The sequence below is a fragment of the Ruegeria sp. YTSC004 genome, from assembly GCF_059609805.1.
Genome location: NZ_JBXWMJ010000003.1, coordinates 311525 through 326852 on the forward strand (window position 1 = coordinate 311525; position 15328 = coordinate 326852).

The 15328-nt window shown below is 59.3% G+C and carries 14 protein-coding genes; 2 read left to right on the plus strand and 12 right to left on the minus strand.

What is annotated here, in order from left to right; all coding sequences use genetic code 11:
* Nucleotides 1–22 precede the first annotated feature (22 nt).
* The 4 genes from AC2FFP_RS08550 to AC2FFP_RS08565 are packed head-to-tail and all read right to left on the minus strand — an operon-like array spanning nt 23 to nt 7615.
* Nucleotides 23–1348, minus strand: a complete 1326-nt coding sequence (locus AC2FFP_RS08550) for an aspartate aminotransferase family protein (protein WP_496765459.1) — start codon at nt 1346–1348, stop codon at nt 23–25.
* Nucleotides 1345–3723, minus strand: a complete 2379-nt coding sequence (locus AC2FFP_RS08555; RefSeq protein WP_496880903.1) for a GcvT family protein — start codon at nt 3721–3723, stop codon at nt 1345–1347. Before AC2FFP_RS08555 ends, AC2FFP_RS08550 begins: the two co-directional genes overlap by 4 nt.
* The gene (locus AC2FFP_RS08560) at nt 3720–6086 is read right to left on the minus strand and encodes a GcvT family protein (RefSeq protein ID WP_496844979.1); all 2367 of its coding nucleotides are present in this window, start codon (nt 6084–6086) and stop codon (nt 3720–3722) included. The genes AC2FFP_RS08555 and AC2FFP_RS08560 overlap by 4 nt, the downstream gene beginning before the upstream one ends.
* Nucleotides 6086–7615 (minus strand): trimethylamine methyltransferase family protein, encoded by a 1530-nt coding sequence (locus tag AC2FFP_RS08565; protein WP_496844981.1) that lies wholly within the window; start codon nt 7613–7615, stop codon nt 6086–6088. The genes AC2FFP_RS08560 and AC2FFP_RS08565 overlap by 1 nt, the downstream gene beginning before the upstream one ends.
* 80 nt (nt 7616–7695) lie before the next feature.
* On the opposite strand from AC2FFP_RS08565, the gene AC2FFP_RS08570 reads away from it, so the two are divergent.
* The gene (locus AC2FFP_RS08570; RefSeq protein ID WP_496844983.1) at nt 7696–8664 is read left to right on the plus strand and encodes a LysR family transcriptional regulator; all 969 of its coding nucleotides are present in this window, start codon (nt 7696–7698) and stop codon (nt 8662–8664) included.
* A 45-nt stretch (nt 8665–8709) separates the two neighbouring features.
* Here AC2FFP_RS08570 and AC2FFP_RS08575 read toward each other — a convergent pair whose 3' ends face one another.
* From AC2FFP_RS08575 to rbfA, 7 genes are all read right to left on the minus strand, one after another.
* The gene (locus tag AC2FFP_RS08575) at nt 8710–9135 is read right to left on the minus strand and encodes a VOC family protein (protein WP_496844985.1); all 426 of its coding nucleotides are present in this window, start codon (nt 9133–9135) and stop codon (nt 8710–8712) included.
* Nucleotides 9136–9359: 224 nt separating this feature from the next.
* Nucleotides 9360–9629 (minus strand): 30S ribosomal protein S15, encoded by a 270-nt coding sequence (rpsO, locus tag AC2FFP_RS08580; RefSeq protein WP_039543122.1) that lies wholly within the window; start codon nt 9627–9629, stop codon nt 9360–9362.
* Nucleotides 9630–9773: 144 nt separating this feature from the next.
* Entirely contained in the window at nt 9774–10781 is a 1008-nt protein-coding gene (locus AC2FFP_RS08585; protein ID WP_496880904.1) for a calcium-binding protein, read from the minus strand.
* A 95-nt stretch (nt 10782–10876) separates the two neighbouring features.
* A complete protein-coding gene (locus tag AC2FFP_RS08590) occupies nt 10877–11380 on the minus strand; it encodes a DUF1643 domain-containing protein (RefSeq protein WP_058277070.1) in 504 nt (167 codons plus the stop codon).
* Nucleotides 11381–11401: 21 nt separating this feature from the next.
* Nucleotides 11402–12307 (minus strand): tRNA pseudouridine(55) synthase TruB, encoded by a 906-nt coding sequence (gene truB / locus AC2FFP_RS08595; protein ID WP_496726354.1) that lies wholly within the window; start codon nt 12305–12307, stop codon nt 11402–11404.
* Nucleotides 12308–12367: 60 nt separating this feature from the next.
* Nucleotides 12368–13105 (minus strand): phosphodiester glycosidase family protein, encoded by a 738-nt coding sequence (locus AC2FFP_RS08600; protein ID WP_496765441.1) that lies wholly within the window; start codon nt 13103–13105, stop codon nt 12368–12370.
* Complete coding sequence (rbfA, locus tag AC2FFP_RS08605) at nt 13102–13497, minus strand: 30S ribosome-binding factor RbfA (RefSeq protein ID WP_058274960.1); 396 nt, start codon at nt 13495–13497, stop codon at nt 13102–13104. Before rbfA ends, AC2FFP_RS08600 begins: the two co-directional genes overlap by 4 nt.
* Before the next feature lie 91 nt (nt 13498–13588).
* On the opposite strand from rbfA, the gene dapB reads away from it, so the two are divergent.
* Nucleotides 13589–14398, plus strand: coding sequence for a 4-hydroxy-tetrahydrodipicolinate reductase (gene dapB, locus AC2FFP_RS08610; protein WP_496777335.1), 810 nt, complete (start codon nt 13589–13591; stop codon nt 14396–14398).
* A 6-nt stretch (nt 14399–14404) separates the two neighbouring features.
* Here the strand turns inward: dapB and AC2FFP_RS08615 are convergent, their stop codons facing one another.
* Entirely contained in the window at nt 14405–15262 is an 858-nt protein-coding gene (locus AC2FFP_RS08615) for a hypothetical protein (protein WP_496844990.1), read from the minus strand.
* Between the last annotated feature and the right edge of the window lie 66 nt (nt 15263–15328).

Here is a 15328-nt window from a genome sequence, read left to right on the forward strand (position 1 = left end):
CACAGGCTAGAGGCCCTGAAGCTTAAACTTCTGCGACACTCACAGCAGTTTCGAGCGCTTGATCAAGACTGTTCGCCACCTGATCCACGTCGTCCAACGACAAACACAGCGGTGGCACCATCCGTAGGCATTGTTGAAACGGGCCGGACTTTGACAGGATAATTCCTTGTGCGCGGCAGGCTTCGAAAACTTCTGTGGTCATGTCCTTGTCCGGCGTTTTGCTATCCCGGTCTTTCACGAATTCCAGCGCAAGCATAAGGCCTTTCCCGCGAACATCGCCGATGACCTGATACTTGTCTTTCAAGCCATGCAGCCTTTCCAGCAAGGCGGCCCCTACAACGCGGGCGTTTTCCTGCAACCCTTCGTCCCGCATGACAGCAAGAACCGTACGGGCTGCGGCAGCCGAGGTCGGGTTGGCCCCATAGGTGTGGAACATGAACCTTTCCGCCATCGGTTCCGCAATATGTTTCTTGGCCACAACCGCCCCGATCGGGAAGCCATTTCCCAGACCTTTTGCCATGACGACGATATCGGGCACGACGCCGTCCGCTTCGAACCCCCAGAAGTTTTCGCCAGTGCGGCCAAAGCCGGATTGCACCTCATCCGCGATGTAGAGACCTCCTGCCGCGCGCACGCGCTCGGCTGCGCCGGACATATAGCCGGGGGGCATTTCGATGATGCCGCCATAGCCCTGCACGCTTTCGACAAATATGCCCGCTACATTGCCGGATGTGGCTGTGGCGATTGTGTGATCAATCTCATCCAGATAGGGCTGGGTCCCCTGTCCAAAGATGCCGCGGTATTGATTGGGTTCCGGCACAAAGGCCACGTTGCCGGGCATGCCCGGGTGACGCCAGCCCGAGATACCGGTAATCGACTGCGCCGCAGCCGTTGGCCCGTGATATGCGGTGCGCAGCGCAAGTAAATCCAGATTGCCTGTGTAAGTGCGCGCCATGGTCATCGCCAGATCAACCGCTTCGGATCCGGAGTTGGTCAGATGCACCACCCAGTCATGTCCTTTGGGCATCGTCGCGGCCAGTTCTTCGGCCAGATGTGCTGGTGTCGGGTGGTAGAACATTGTCGTGCAGTGGGTCAGTTCCTGCGCCTGTGCTGCTGCCGCCGCCACCACGCGCGGGTGCGAGTGCCCGACCGAGATACAGACATTCATGCCCAGCAGATCGGTGTATTTCCGACCATCCGTATCCCAAAGGTATTGTCCCTGACCTTTCTTGAAAACGATAGGTTCGCGAAACGGTGTGAACCGCGTTAGTGAGGCAGCATAGTACTGGTCCCGTCGCGCGGCGGTGTTCGAAAAGTCCCAGTCGGTGTGAAGGGCGTGGTCGGTCATTCGGAACCTCCGGTTTTCAAGCGTGAGTTTTCGGGGTCAAAGGGAGCCTTTGGCAGGATGGTTGCCGCACGATGCTGGTCCAGTATTGAGATGGTCAGCCCGTCTCGCGCGGTCTGGTCGCGCAGATAGGCCAGGGCCAGAACTTTTCCGGTCCGGTGGCCATAGGCACCCGAGGTGGCGATCCCAACGGGCAGATCGTCTTTCCAGATCGTGTGGGAGTAGAACGGGTCAATCTCACCGGCCTCGACCTCAAGCAGCACCATATCCCACGTGTTGTCTCGGCCCAGTCCGTGGCGCAGGTCCTTGCGGACAAACGGGGTCAGACCGGCCTCAAGCGGGCTGCGTTCGGTCGTCAGGTCACTGCCCCAACCGCGATACCCTTTTTCAAGGCGCATGGAGTTTGCTGCATAGGCCCCATAGAACCCAAGACCAAGCGGTTTGGCGACCTCTTCCAGCGTCGTGAAAAGCTGCACGGCATTTTCTTTGGCCACATGCAATTCCCAGCCACATTCGCCCAGATAAGACACCCGCAGAGCGCGCAGGGAAATCCCGCCTACATGGGTCTCTTGCGCGGTGAGCCAGGGCATATGGTTCAACTCGGGCAACACATCGGCGGATTTGGGTCCCATGACGCCGATAACTGCCAGATCCTCAGACACGTTTCGAACGGTGACGTCAAAGCCTTTGGCAACCTGTGTCAGAAGATCCTGGTCGATCTGCTCGGCCGCGGCGGCGCTGGTCAGATAGGCGTGATCCTCGGCCAAGCGTGTGACGGTGAATTCCGACAATACGCCGCCTTTGGGTGTCAGCGCATGGGTCAGACCGATCCGGCCCGGCTGGATGGCGCGGTTTGCGCCCAATGCTTGTAGGAAGGCCGCGATATCGGGGCCGGTGACGTCGAATTTCGAAAACACCGACAGGTCGCCCATGGCGACGCGGTTGTGCGCGGCCTCGACCTCTTGCGCCACGGGTTCGAACCAATTGGCGCGACGGAAGGTTTCGTCGGCGACTGCTCCGGGTGTGTCCGAGAACCAGTTTGGACGTTCCCACCCATAGGCCGCACCCATCACCGCGCCGCGTTCGACCATTAGGTCATGCAGTGGAGACAGGCGCAGACCGCGCCCGGCGGGGCGTTCTTCGTGCGGATAGTGCACGCCGAATTGCAGGCCGAAGCACTCGACGGCCTTGGCCACGCGATAATCACGATCAGCCCAGGACCCAAAGCGGCGCGAGTCCACGGCCAGCGCATCCATCGGCGGCGCGCCGTGGGTCATCCAATGCGCAAGGAGCCAGCCCGCGCCGCCGCCTTCCATGACGCCCATCGACGAGCCGGTCAAAAGCCACGCGTTTTGAAGCCCATGCGCAGGCCCGATCAGCGGATTGGCGTCGGGCGTGAACGTGATCGGGCCGTTGATCACCGATTTTACACCACCGGTTTCCAGCGCCGGAATCCGATCCATCGCGGCCATGATGATATGTTCCACACTGTCCAGATCCGGCGGCATCAGATCCGCGCCAAACTCCGGTGGCACACCATCAACGGACCAGACCTTGGCGTCCTTTTCATACGGCCCAAGGATCAGCCCATCGCGTTCCTGCCGCACATACCAGCTTTCTTCGGGGTCGCGGATGATCGGCAGCTCTGGCAATCCCTCTTTGATCCGCGATGACACGGCTTCCACCGTGTCCGTCACCAGATATTGGTGCAGCACCGGAACAGACGGGATGTTGAGGCCCATCATATGTCCGATTTCCCAACCCCAGGTGCCTGCAGCGTTGACCATGTGGGTGGTTTCGATGATCTCTTTCGCAGTCGCAATCCGCCAATGGTCCTGCTGACGCTCAATCGCGGTGACTGCGCAATTGCGTATGATCCGAGCCCCGCCACGCCGAGCAACCTCAGCCATTGCGTGGGTTGCCAGCGTAGGGTCTACATGGCCGTCATCGGGTTCATAGATCCCCCCGATCAGCCCATCCAGTTTGGCCAGAGGGAACAGCTCGGCGATGCGCTCGGGCGTCAGCACCTCCAGCGGGTAACCGGTGAATTCGGACAGGCCGGCCACATGGCGGAACTCGTCCATTCGGTCGGGGTTGCGTGTGATCCGCATCGCACCCGAGCGGTGAAAGCCGCAATCGCGTCCTGTTTCCTGCGGAAGTATATCGCGGTAAAGCCGAACAGAGGTAGCACGCAATTCCTGAATGGTGGGATTATGCGCGAAATGAGTACACAGTCCCGCCGCATGCCAGGTCGATCCGTGGGTCAGGTCGTTTTTCTCGACCAGCAGAACATCGGACCAGCCAGCCTTGACCAGATGATACATCAGCGACACGCCCATGGCCCCGCCGCCGATGATAGTAACCTGCGCCTTGATCATGCGCGCATCCTTTCGCCTGAGGGATCAAAGGGTGGGCGTCGCAAGGGCTGAGCGGGATAGTCCTGCCCGGCGACCCGAACCGTGAATTTTCGATCGCATGTCTGGGCCAACGTCTCGCCCGGTTGGACCGCGACCATGGCAAAACACAGGTTCAGCCCCGTACGCGGCCCGCGCCCGCCCGAGGTTGTCAGCCCCACATGGGTGCCATGCTCGAACACCGGTTCGTCATGCAGCATCAGGGCATTGCCGTGAACCTGCAGAAGGATCAGGCGCTGTTGCAAGCCGTTGGACTTTTGCTGTTCCAGCGCCGCTTTGCCCTGAAACTCCTTGTCCCAGTCGATGGTGAACCCCAGGCCGGCTTCCAGCGGAGTGATCTTGGGGCCAAGTTCATGCCCCCAGTGTTTGAAACCCTTCTCCAACCGGCAGGCATCCACCGCATAGTGACCCAGCGGGCGCGCGTCTGCCTTGTGGAGGGTGTCGAACAGCTGAGGGGCCTGCGCGTTGGGTACGGTTAGTTCCCAGCCCAATTCTCCGACAAAACTAACGCGCGTGCCGCGGCAAGTAATGCCTGCCATTTCGGCGGTGGCGGTATAGCCAAATGCCATTTCTGGTAGGCTGCCAAGACCCTGTAGCAGCGTCCGGCTGCCACCTCCCATTACACCGATTGTGCAGAATGCTTCGGTCAAATCCTCGACAGACACATCGCCCTTCAAATGCCTGCGCAGGAACATCAGATCGCGCATCCGCGTGGCGGCGCCCGAGGTCAGATGAAATGCATCCCGACCCAACCGCGTGATGGTCACATCCATTTCGATCCCACCTCGCGCGTTGAGTATCTGCGTATAGACAGCCCGACCAATGGGCACGTCCATCTGCGCGGTCGTCAGGCGGTTCAGCGTTGCAAGAGCATCCGGCCCGGTGATGTCAAGTTTGGTAAACGGACTCAGGTCAATCAGCGCAGTGCCCTGATCCAAGATTGCCGCTTCGGTCTCAGCCAGCGACCACCACCCCTGATCTGTTGTCGAATAGGGCTGTGCCGGGCCGTAATACAGCCCGCGTTCCCACCCGGCCGTCAGGCCAAAATGCGCCCCAGCCTCAGCCCAGAAATCGTGCAGTGCTGTGGTGCGCAGACCTCGGCCGGCGTTGGGCTGTTTATATGGCCAATGCAAAGCGAAAAGATCCGCGACGGCCTCTTCCATGCGGTCGGCCATATGTTCAGCGCTGGCTGTGTGCGGGTCGACCCGGGCGACATCGACCTCCCACATGTCCATCGGGGGGTGGCCGTCGACCATCCAATCCGCCAGCGCCCGCCCAATCCCCGCCGAAGACATGACCCCGACCGAGTTCATACCCGCAGCCACAAACAATCCATCGACCGTGGTTTCACCAACAAGCGGCCTTGTGTCTGCGGTAAAGCTTTCTGGGCCATTCATGAAATGCTGGATGCCGACCGTTTCAAGGCTGGGGCACAGCTCTAATGCGGCCTTCATGAAAGGGGCAAATTGATCCCAATCCTCGGCCAGTTCAAGAAAGGGTCGGTCGCCTTCGGGGCCGTATGCGTCCCAGCATTTGGCGTTGGGTTCAAAGCCGCCGATCACAAGCTTGCCCGCATCGCCCTTGATGTAGATGCCCCGGTCCAGATCTCGGATCACCGGGAACGGGTTGGGCAGGTCGAGCATGGGTTCGGTGACAACATACATGTGCTCGACCGCCTGTAACGGAAGCGCGACGCCAACATTGGCGGCCAGCTCACGTGACCAAGCGCCGGTGGCAAGAACGACCTGATCGGCGTCCAGTTTCGTCCCATCGGTCAGGGTTACACCCGTGATCCGCTGACCCTTTTTCCGCAGGGACTGAACCCCGGTATGTTCGCGGATTGAAACGCCACGATCCCGTGCACCTTTGGCGTATGCCATGCACAAATCGACCGGATTCACATTGGCGTCTTCCGGCACATGCAGCGCACCGAAATGGTTCCTCAGATCAAGGTGTGACAGGGGCACGTCCGAGGCCTCGATCATGCGTGGTGTCAATCCCAGGGTCTGGCCCAGATCCGCAATCCGGCGCAGCTCGTCCAAACGGGCAGGGTCGCGGGCCAGCCAATAGCCAGAGGTTTGGCGATATCCAGTGGACATGCCAGTCTCGGCCTCAAGGGTCGGAAAAACCTCAAGTGCGGCCATTGCCAATCGGGTCATGTTTGGCGTTGCACGCAGTGGACCGACAATCCCCGCCGCATGCCAGGACGTGCCCGAGGTCAGCTGATTGCGCTCCAGAACAGTGACGTCATTCGAACCGCGTTTGGCCAGATGGTAGGCCAGGCTGAGGCCAATGGCGCCACCACCGATAATCAAGAAACGGCTCATCAGAAGTAATCCTGATCTGGCTTCTCGGCCTTACGCTGCGCGATATAGTCCTGCAGCGCGGCGTCGATGCCGGGGTCGAGACCGGGGTCTTGATATGCGTCAAGCCGCTCTTTCCAGATTGCATTGGAGCGGGCTGCGGCATCCAACTCTCCGGCCGCGTGCCATTGTTCGAAAGAATTGTCATCCGGGGTCCAGGGCCGGAACAATGCGGACATGAAATTGGCCTGCGTATGCTCAGAGCCCAGAAAATGCCGCCCCGGTCCAGTCGCGGCAATTGCCTCCATCGCCTGAGCGTTCTCGCTCATGTCGATTCCATCGAAGAACCGTCCGACTTTGCCACAAAGATCATGATCCAAGATCGTTTTTTCGAACGAGGTCACCAACCCACCTTCGAGCCATCCAGTTGCATGGTTGATCAGATTGGCACCCGCGAACATCGACATCATAAGGCCCCATGTGGCCTCTTGCTGGCTCTGGGCGTCCGAAACTTTTGAGGCGCTGAGCGTGCCAACCGTGTGCATCGGCACCCCCAGCCTGCGAGCAAGCTGTCCGGCCGCCAAAACCATCAACCCGGCTTCGGGCGTACCAAAAGTGGGCGCACCGGATTTCATCGACATGGTCGAGGCGAAACTGCCCATCAAGCAGGGTGCCCCGGGGTTCACCAGTTGGGTCAGCGTCATTGCTGCCATGGTTTCAGCCAGCACCTGAGCCAGCGTCCCGGCAACGGTTGACGGCGACATGGCCCCGGTCAGAACCCAGGGGGTGCAAGCGACCGGTTGCCCGGCCCGGGCATAGGTTTTCAGCGCGCCCGACATGTGACTGTCCATCACCAACGGCGCGTTTGTATTCGAGACACAATACAGGGCGGCGTTTTCCGCCACGAAGTCTTCGCCGAACACAATTCGTGCCATGTCGATTGCGTGGCCCGCGCGTTCGGCCCCGATAAAGGCACCCATGAAGGCTCGATCAGAATAGCGAATATGGCCATAGAGCATGTCGAGATGGCGCTTGTTGGCAGGCAAATCCACCGGTTCGCAGACCACGCCGCCCGAATGGTGCAGCCAGGGCAGGCTGTGATGCAGCTTAATCAGGTCGACGAAATCCTGATGCGAGGCATAGCGCCGCCCGCTGTCCAGATCGTGCACAAAGGGCGGACCCCAAGCCGGGCATAACACGCTGGCGTCGCCGCCCAGCTGAACGTTGTTGGCCGGGTTTCGGGCATGTTGAACGAACTGTGCTGGCGCGGTTGCCATGATCGTATTACGGCAGAACCCCGGCGCGAACCGAACGCGAGAGCCGTCGACGTCACAGCCTGCATCGGCAAAAATGCTCAGGATTTCCGGGTCGTCCTGAAACTCCATCCCGGTTTCGGCAAGGATGGTATCAGCATTGGCCTCGATCTGTTGCAGGCCGGCCTCGCTGAGGACATTGAAAGTCGAAAGCTTGCGCAGAATATACGGCGCGCGCGCCTCGGGAAGAGTGCGAGGTCCAGCGGCCCTACGGCGTCGAGATGAGCGCGAACGTGTCATGGCCAAAGGGTTGACCGAGTGCTTGACGTAAACCAAGAAAATTCCAACAGTATAAAGATTATTTATACTAAGGATGAGCAATGCTGGGTCATCGTAAACTCTCACCAAGTCTGATGCGTTCACTTGAGGTTTTCGTCGCCGTTGCGGAAACGGGTCAGATGCGGGCGGGCGCAAAACTTCTGAATCTGTCGCAGCCGGCGGCTTCCCAGCACGTCACAGCGCTGGAAAAGGCCTTCGGCACTGTGCTTCTGGATCGCAGTACACGTCCGGCGCGGCTGACCTATGCGGGTGCGCGTTTGCATGGAAGAGCGCAGAAAATTCTGGATGCACTTTCCGACATGGAAACGGAGCTGCGCCACGTTGGCCAGAAATCCCTGACGCTGCTGCGGGTCGGCATTCAAGCCTCGATCGCCACGACGCTGACGCCCTCTTTGGTCGATTTCGCGCAGCGTGAGTTCAATGTCGAAGATATTACCCTGCATGCTGGCCAAAGCGGCAACCATGAACACCTGCTGCGGACGAAACAAGCGGACCTCGCGATCACATCTAACCCGTTTCTGGATATGGATGGCTTGGAGCGTCATCACGTTCTGACCGAAAGATACCTTCTGGTTCTTCCCGAAGCATATGACGGCCCGACAGACAGCCTGGAGGCGATCCAAACGCGGCTTCCTCTGGTGCGGTTCGGAGATACAACCAACGCGGGCCGCCAGATTGCGCAGCATCTGCGCCGATTGCGGTTTGAGCCCGACAAGGTCATCCAGGCGGACCGCTCCAGCATGGTTACGTCCTGTGTTTCTGCAGGTCAGGGGTTCAGCCTTTTGACGCCAACACTGCTGATCGATGGTCTGGTTGAGAATATGAGCCTGCAGTTGAAAGATCTTCCGGTCTCGGGCCTTTCGCGCACTTTGACAGTTGTCGCCAGAAAGGAAGAGCTTCAGAGCTTTCCGGAGGCGCTTGCAGATATGTCCAGGCAGAAATTGGTGCAGCGCATCACCGGCCACATGGGCGACATCGGAGCAAAAAGCGTAGAGTACGATATGGTCTAGCGCGCCGTCACAAGCTGAACAGCGCGGGGAACTTCGGGCTCAGGTTCAGCCTAAAGTTGCTACCTGTTGGTGAACTTCGACAACATTGCCTTCGGGGTCGCGAAAGAACACTTGGTGCCACTCTTTCGAAAAGGCAGTGCCATAGTCCGAATAAGGAACCGCGTTTTCATCAAGTATCCTCAGGACAGCGGCAAGATCATCCGTTCGGAACGCAATGTGTCCGCGGCTCACTGGATTGATGAACTGATCATTTTTGAAAGCGACGTCAAAGTCCCGTTCCGCCAGATGCATCTGCATGCTGCCGTCCGTTGCAAAGCGGATCTGGCCGTCATAACCGGCGTCTTCGGTTGCTTCAGAGCGCGGGAAATTCTGCTGCGGAATATCACCCAAACCCAAGACGTTTGTATAAAAGTCGTGTAGGCGGTCAACGTCGTCTGCCACCAGGTTAATATGATGAAATTCCAGCTTCATTTGGTTCCATTTTACTTGTCGTCACACACTGGATGTGTGCTTGGGGGACTGAGGTATTGAGCAGCTGTTGATCAGGTCCCGGGATAGTGCCGACAGAGTTAGTGAACTGCAAGCCGGATTGAGCCCCACCATACCGCTACTCCGAGCGCGCGTTCCCTGATCCAACAAAAAACGCCCGCCAATTAGGGCGGGCGTCCGAAATCCAAAAGCGGTAAGATCCGAAATTAACGACGGATGCCCAGCTTTTTGATCAGGTCCTGATAGCGCGCTTCTTCTTTGCCCTTCAGGTAGTCCAGCAGCTTACGGCGCTGGGCGACCATTTTCAGCAGACCACGACGACCGTGGTTGTCTTTTTTGTGGGTCTTGAAGTGCTCGGTCAGGGTGGTGATGCGCGAGGTCAGGATGGCAACCTGGACTTCTGGCGAACCGGTGTCGCCGTCCTTGGTGCCGAATTCTTTCATGACGCGTGCTTTTTCAGCGGCAGTAATCGACATCGGGGTCTCCTTTAAAAGGTTAGAGTTGATGGCGCAGGCCGGGATGTCGTCCAGCACAGGCCCATGGAGAAAACCGCACTGATTCCGATGCGGATGGGCGCGTATAAGCGGATTTCAAGCAAATGGCAAAGGGATTCTATTGCTTCAACTCAGCGCATTGAGCTGCGATAGTTCCTGACCGTTGATCAGTTGGATATCGTCCAGGGTCAACCCTTTGGCACCCAGCAGTTGGGCGACGTCTTGTCCGTCGACCATGATACGGGTCAGGTTTTCGTTTTCAGCGTCTGTTTCAATGTTGATCTCCGGATATTCCTCGCCTTCCCACGAGATCAACAGCTTGTCCTGCCCGGGTTCAAAATCCATGACCTTGACGGCATCGTCATCCTCCTCGGGGTTCAGGTGGATGCTGTCAGCGCCTTCGCCTCCGGTCACGATGTCACCGCTATGGGCAGCTATAATGTCGTCGCCGGCACCGCCATTCAGAAAATCCACGGAGTCTTCGTTTTCGCCGTCCTCACCGGTCAGCACGTCGTCACCGTCGCCGCCAAACAAGACGTCTTCACCTGCGCCACCAGCAAGCTCATCGTCGCCATAGCCCCCATGCAGCGCATCCTCGCCCGCGCCTCCTGTCAGCGTGTCGTTGTCCTGACCGCCGTACAAATCGTCATCCCCATCGCCGCCGTCCAGCCTGTCGTCGCCGAAATGACCAAAAATCTTGTCGTCGCCATCATCACCGGACAGGACGTCATCGTTACTTTCGCCATGCAAAACATCATCGCCTTCGCCGCCCTGGATTGTATCAACGCCAACGCCGCCATGCAGAGTGTCATCGCCCATGCCCCCCAGCACAGTGTCGTCGCCACCGTAGCCGTTGATCTGGTCGTCGCCATCTTGCCCGGTCAGAATGTTTGTGTCGTCGTCCCCGGCCACAACCAAATCGCCTTCGAATTCTGAGACTATGGTCCCAGTCGAGGCCTCTTCGACTTTGTCGATGGTTTCATCAATCTCGAGATAACTGCCGTCAGAGATCTCTTGCGGTTCATCTTCGATGATCTCGTCTTCTTCGGTGTCGTCGTCAGCCTCGATAATACAGCCCATCGCATAGGCTGCTCCGCCCATTGCGGCCAGGCTCAGCAATCCGAACAGAAACATGGCAACCCTCCGAGAACGCACTGCTCCGAGGGTGAAATATCCCATATGATCAGTCAGTTGGTCAAAGCCAAGCTGAACTTGTGGTTAACCGTTGATCACCAAGGTTCGGGCTGTTGGGTATAGGCGATGTAAAGCGGGTGTTTGGGATGCCCGCCCTTGGTCAGCCCCAGATGAAACAGCGGCTGCCTGGTGTCGCGCAGAAGGGTTTCAACTGCAGGGCCACGGTCCAGATGCGCGCCATGGGTGCCCCAGGCGGCGATGACTTGATCGGCCCATTGCACGCCGTCCAGAATAGCCGCGTCGTTCTCGGGTCCTACCGGGTCGGCAGCAGCGCGCATCTTGCGCGGGTCCGTGTCGCGCCATGCGAAGATGTTGGTTACCTGAAACGCTCCGAACCCCAGCGCCCGCGCTCGGCGCTCGCAGCGTTCCACCGTCGGGTCGTTCTGAACTTCGGTCGCGGTTGACGGGTTCAGCATCACGAACAGAGCTTTGCGCCCCGCAGGATCCCAGATACGGGTCAGGCTATAGCGATATTTCTCGCAGTCGGAATAGATGGCGGTCGAGGGCGCGTCGCCCTTGGTGTGCGTTCGGGTAATCATGCCCTTCGCCTAGCACGTGGCTTAGGTAACGAACACCCGGCTGGGGTGCAATTCGCCCGATTTGTAGATCCCTACCGCCACGGCCTTGCCGTCCAGCGAAGCCCAGGCTTCATCGCCGTATTCCACGTCCGAGGCCAGAACCATGCCCGGGTTTCCGTTGCGCAGGCGGGTTGCGCCTTCGGGTGTGCATTTCAATTCAGGCAGATCGGCGAGGCCGGTTTCCAGCGGGTGCAGGTAGTCGTCCAGCGCAGTGGTCTTTGCCATCTCGTCGATCTTTTCGATGCTCAACCCGTCTTCGACATCGAATGGGCCGGACCAGATGCGGCGCAGTTCCCGAACGTGTCCGTGGCATCCCAGCGCCGCGCCCAGATCGCGGGCGATTGAGCGGACATAGCCGCCCTTGCCGCAGGTCATTTCCAGCGTCACGTGGTCTTCGTCGGGGCGGTCGACCAAAATCAACTCCTCAACCCATAGCGGACGTGCGGCCAATTCCACATCTTCGCCATCGCGGGCCAGCTTGTAGGCGCGCTGGCCGTCGATTTTCACGGCCGAGAACTTGGGTGGGACCTGCATGATATCACCCAAAAACGGGGCCAGTGCTTGTTTGATATCGTCATCCGATGGGCGCGCATCGCTGCTCGCAATCACTTCGCCTTCGGCATCATCGGTATTGGTGGCCTGACCCAAACGCACGGTGAATGTGTAGGCTTTCAACGCATCGGTGATGTAGGGAACGGTCTTGGTCGCCTCACCTAGTGCCACGGCCAGTACGCCAGTCGCTTCGGGGTCCAGTGTGCCCGCATGGCCCGCCTTCTTGGCATCCATCGCCCAGCGTACCTTGTTGACTACTGCAGTCGAGGTCATGCCCGCGGGCTTGTCCACCACCAGCCAACCGGAAATGTCGCGACCCTTGCGTTTGCGTCCCATTCTACACCCTGAATCTTGCCGAGGCGCGCGACCTAGCGGATCGCTCTGCTACTGTCAATTTCAGGGCGTATCTTCGACCACGCCCACAATCGGGCCAAGCGAAAACCCGACATCCGACCGATTGCCTGCGCGTTCATACATCCGGGAGATATTGCCGTCGAAGAACAGAGCATTCGGCGTTTCAAGGACATCGCGGAACAGGCTGCCGAATTCGTGGAAGGTGACATAGTCATCCGAGATTGCGAATACTGCCCGTGTCCCATCTGCGCTGGTACCAACACCGTTGCGCACATAACGCGAGGTCGAATCGGGCAGGAAGCGCGGGTGCAGTTCACCATCTATGACCAGCATCGGGCCGGATTGCGTGGCGAAACGGCACTGCGGGGCCTGATCCACATAATCCAAGGTTTCAAACACGTCGGCGCGGCCTTCGCGGATACAAAACACTCCGTTCGGCAGCAACCCGAAATTGCCCGGCCCTGCATTGGGGATCACGCGCATCTGTTCCTGACCGCCTTCGACATAATGCCCGACGGGCGAGCGGTCGTCATGATACATGCCCGCGTTCATGGCAAATGCCAGTCGCTTTCCCTGTGGAGCCAGTGCCTCGTTCACAGATGAGAAATGGCCCAGCACGTCGCCTTCTTCATCATTGAGAAATAAACGCAGCTCTTCGCCTGCGGCATCCACCTCACATACGGTGTACCGCTTGTCCTCATGGGTCACCTTCTCGCATGTGACCGCCGAAGCCTGCGCGGCCCAGAAGGCCGCGCCCAAAATGACAAATGCGCGGATCACTCGTCCAGATCGCGGCGCACCGCGTCCTGATCGAACATGCGGCGGGTGTCATCCATTCGGTCAAACGTGTCATCCAGCCGGAACCGCAGATCGGGAGAGAATTTCAGACCGACCTTCTTGCCGACCGCCCGCCGCAATTCACCCTTGTTGCGCGCCAGCAGCGCGATCACATCCTCCTGCCCCTTGCCGCCCAAGGGAAGCACATAGGCGGTGGCAATCTTCAGATCGGGTGAGGTGCGCACCTCACCTACGGTAATCGACATGCGGTTCAGGTCGGGGTCGTGGACATCTCCGCGTGCCAGAACTTCGGACAGGGTGCGGCGGATCAGTTCGCCGACGCGCAGCTGTCGTTGGGACGGGCCGGGGCCATCGTGAAATTTGTTCTTTGCCATATCCCCGATCTAAGCGCAAAGCAGGGCTTTGCCAAGCGGGCGCGAACCGGGTAGGAGGCTTTGAGCCGAATTCAACAAAAGGACCAGCGCAATGACCCATATTCCGGGGATCGTCATCACAGGGGCTTCGGGCCGTATGGGGCAGATGCTGATCAAGACAGTGACCGACAGCGATCAGGCGCGTCTGGTGGGCGTGGTCGAGCGGACGGGTCATGACTGGATCGGTCAGGATGTGGGCGAGGCGATGGGCGGTCAGGCGCTGGGTGTGAATGTCACCGATGATCCGCTGGAGGCGTTTGCGCAGGCGCAAGCCGTAATCGATTTCACCGCGCCCGAGGCGACGCTGGAGTTTGCGGCACTGGCCGCGCAAGCCCGCTGCGTGCATGTGATCGGCACCACTGGCATGTCGGATGAACAGATCGCCGCGCTGGAACCAGCCTCACGCCATGCAGTCATCGTGCGCGCGGGGAACATGAGTCTTGGCGTCAATCTGCTGGTGCAACTGACCAAGAAAGTCGCGGCTGCACTGGATGAGGATTTCGACATCGAAGTGATCGAAGGGCACCATCACCACAAGGTCGACGCCCCGTCGGGCACAGCATTGATGCTGGGCGAGGCCGCTGCCGAAGGGCGCGGCGTGAAGCTGGAAGATGTGTCTGACCGGGGCCGCGACGGCATCACCGGCGCGCGCAAGCGGGGCGACATCGGCTTCCACGCCATTCGCGGCGGCGACATTGTGGGTGAGCACGACGTCCTGTTCGCCGCCCCCGGAGAGCGCATCGTCCTGCGCCATTTGGCCACCGACCGCGCCATCTTTGCCCGTGGCGCTTTGAAGGCGGCACTGTGGGGGCAGGGCAAAGTGCCTGGTCAGTATGACATGGTGGATGTGCTGGGACTTTAAGCGCCTCTAACGGAACGCCGCAAGACCGGGCGGTTCGGCGCCCTCGTCCTCGATCCTGGAAAACAGTGCGCCTAGTCGCTGATCCCAGGTCGGGTATTGGCCTGTACGCGCATAAGTCAGGCGTTCGGCCCCTATGGATATGCCAAGGGGTGCTGCCTGCCCGCCAATCACAACCTCACCGATTTCGGTCCAGTTGTCCGACGGCGGGTAAGCGGTGGGGGCCGTTTCATCCGTGCCGCCCAGCCGATAGTAGACGCCCATTGTCACAAGGTACTCATCACCAAATGGGTCGGGGAAGAAAAAGCCCGAGGCATCGCGTGCAGCCAATGCCTCGGCCTCATCGCGCAACAGAACCTTTTCGGTGAATGGCAAGCCTAACGCGTCCAGCACCGGGCGCATGTCATCGGCTTGCGGCACACTGACAAATGCGATGCGGGACGGGTCGAGGCCAAAGCTCTGAGTCAGAATTTGCATCATCAGCCGGGTCATGGCTTGCCCATCAGCATCAGCGGGATGACAGCCGACCTCGTGAAACATCGGCAACACGTCTGCGCGTGATTTTTCATCAACGTCCGCGACGCGCGCCAGCGGCTGAATCACATAAGCGCCCGAAGGCAGAACGGACTGATCGAAATCATGTCGCAACCCGCCGTTATAGTCGTCGACCCCCGAGGCCAGCGACAGGGACTCAGCCTCATTAAAACCAAGCTCGGAGAACGCGGTTCTCAGTTGATTGAGCGTGTTTGCGAACTCCTGTTCGAACGTGTCATTCTGGTCAGTGGCAGCAGCCCCGACGCCCGGAAACAGCGTTCCGACCGTTGCTGCGGTTCCAAGCTGAACCACTCGACGCCTATTCAATCCCATCAGAGCCCTCCCCTTTTGAGTTGGACACTGTCGAGCGTATCACAGATGTGGCCGCCAACGGTTAAG

Coding starts and splice junctions, on each gene's coding strand:
- AC2FFP_RS08550 (WP_496765459.1), bottom strand. CDS start 1,348: ATGACCGACCACGCCCTTCACACCGACTGGGACTTTTCGAACACCGCC.
- AC2FFP_RS08555 (WP_496880903.1), bottom strand. CDS start 3,723: ATGATCAAGGCGCAGGTTACTATCATCGGCGGCGGGGCCATGGGCGTG.
- AC2FFP_RS08560 (WP_496844979.1), bottom strand. CDS start 6,086: ATGAGCCGTTTCTTGATTATCGGTGGTGGCGCCATTGGCCTCAGCCTG.
- AC2FFP_RS08565 (WP_496844981.1), bottom strand. CDS start 7,615: ATGACACGTTCGCGCTCATCTCGACGCCGTAGGGCCGCTGGACCTCGC.
- AC2FFP_RS08570 (WP_496844983.1), top strand. CDS start 7,696: ATGCTGGGTCATCGTAAACTCTCACCAAGTCTGATGCGTTCACTTGAG.
- AC2FFP_RS08575 (WP_496844985.1), bottom strand. CDS start 9,135: ATGAAGCTGGAATTTCATCATATTAACCTGGTGGCAGACGACGTTGAC.
- rpsO (WP_039543122.1), bottom strand. CDS start 9,629: ATGTCGATTACTGCCGCTGAAAAAGCACGCGTCATGAAAGAATTCGGC.
- AC2FFP_RS08585 (WP_496880904.1), bottom strand. CDS start 10,781: ATGTTTCTGTTCGGATTGCTGAGCCTGGCCGCAATGGGCGGAGCAGCC.
- AC2FFP_RS08590 (WP_058277070.1), bottom strand. CDS start 11,380: ATGATTACCCGAACGCACACCAAGGGCGACGCGCCCTCGACCGCCATC.
- truB (WP_496726354.1), bottom strand. CDS start 12,307: ATGGGACGCAAACGCAAGGGTCGCGACATTTCCGGTTGGCTGGTGGTG.
- rbfA (WP_058274960.1), bottom strand. CDS start 13,497: ATGGCAAAGAACAAATTTCACGATGGCCCCGGCCCGTCCCAACGACAG.
- dapB (WP_496777335.1), top strand. CDS start 13,589: ATGACCCATATTCCGGGGATCGTCATCACAGGGGCTTCGGGCCGTATG.
- AC2FFP_RS08615 (WP_496844990.1), bottom strand. CDS start 15,262: ATGGGATTGAATAGGCGTCGAGTGGTTCAGCTTGGAACCGCAGCAACG.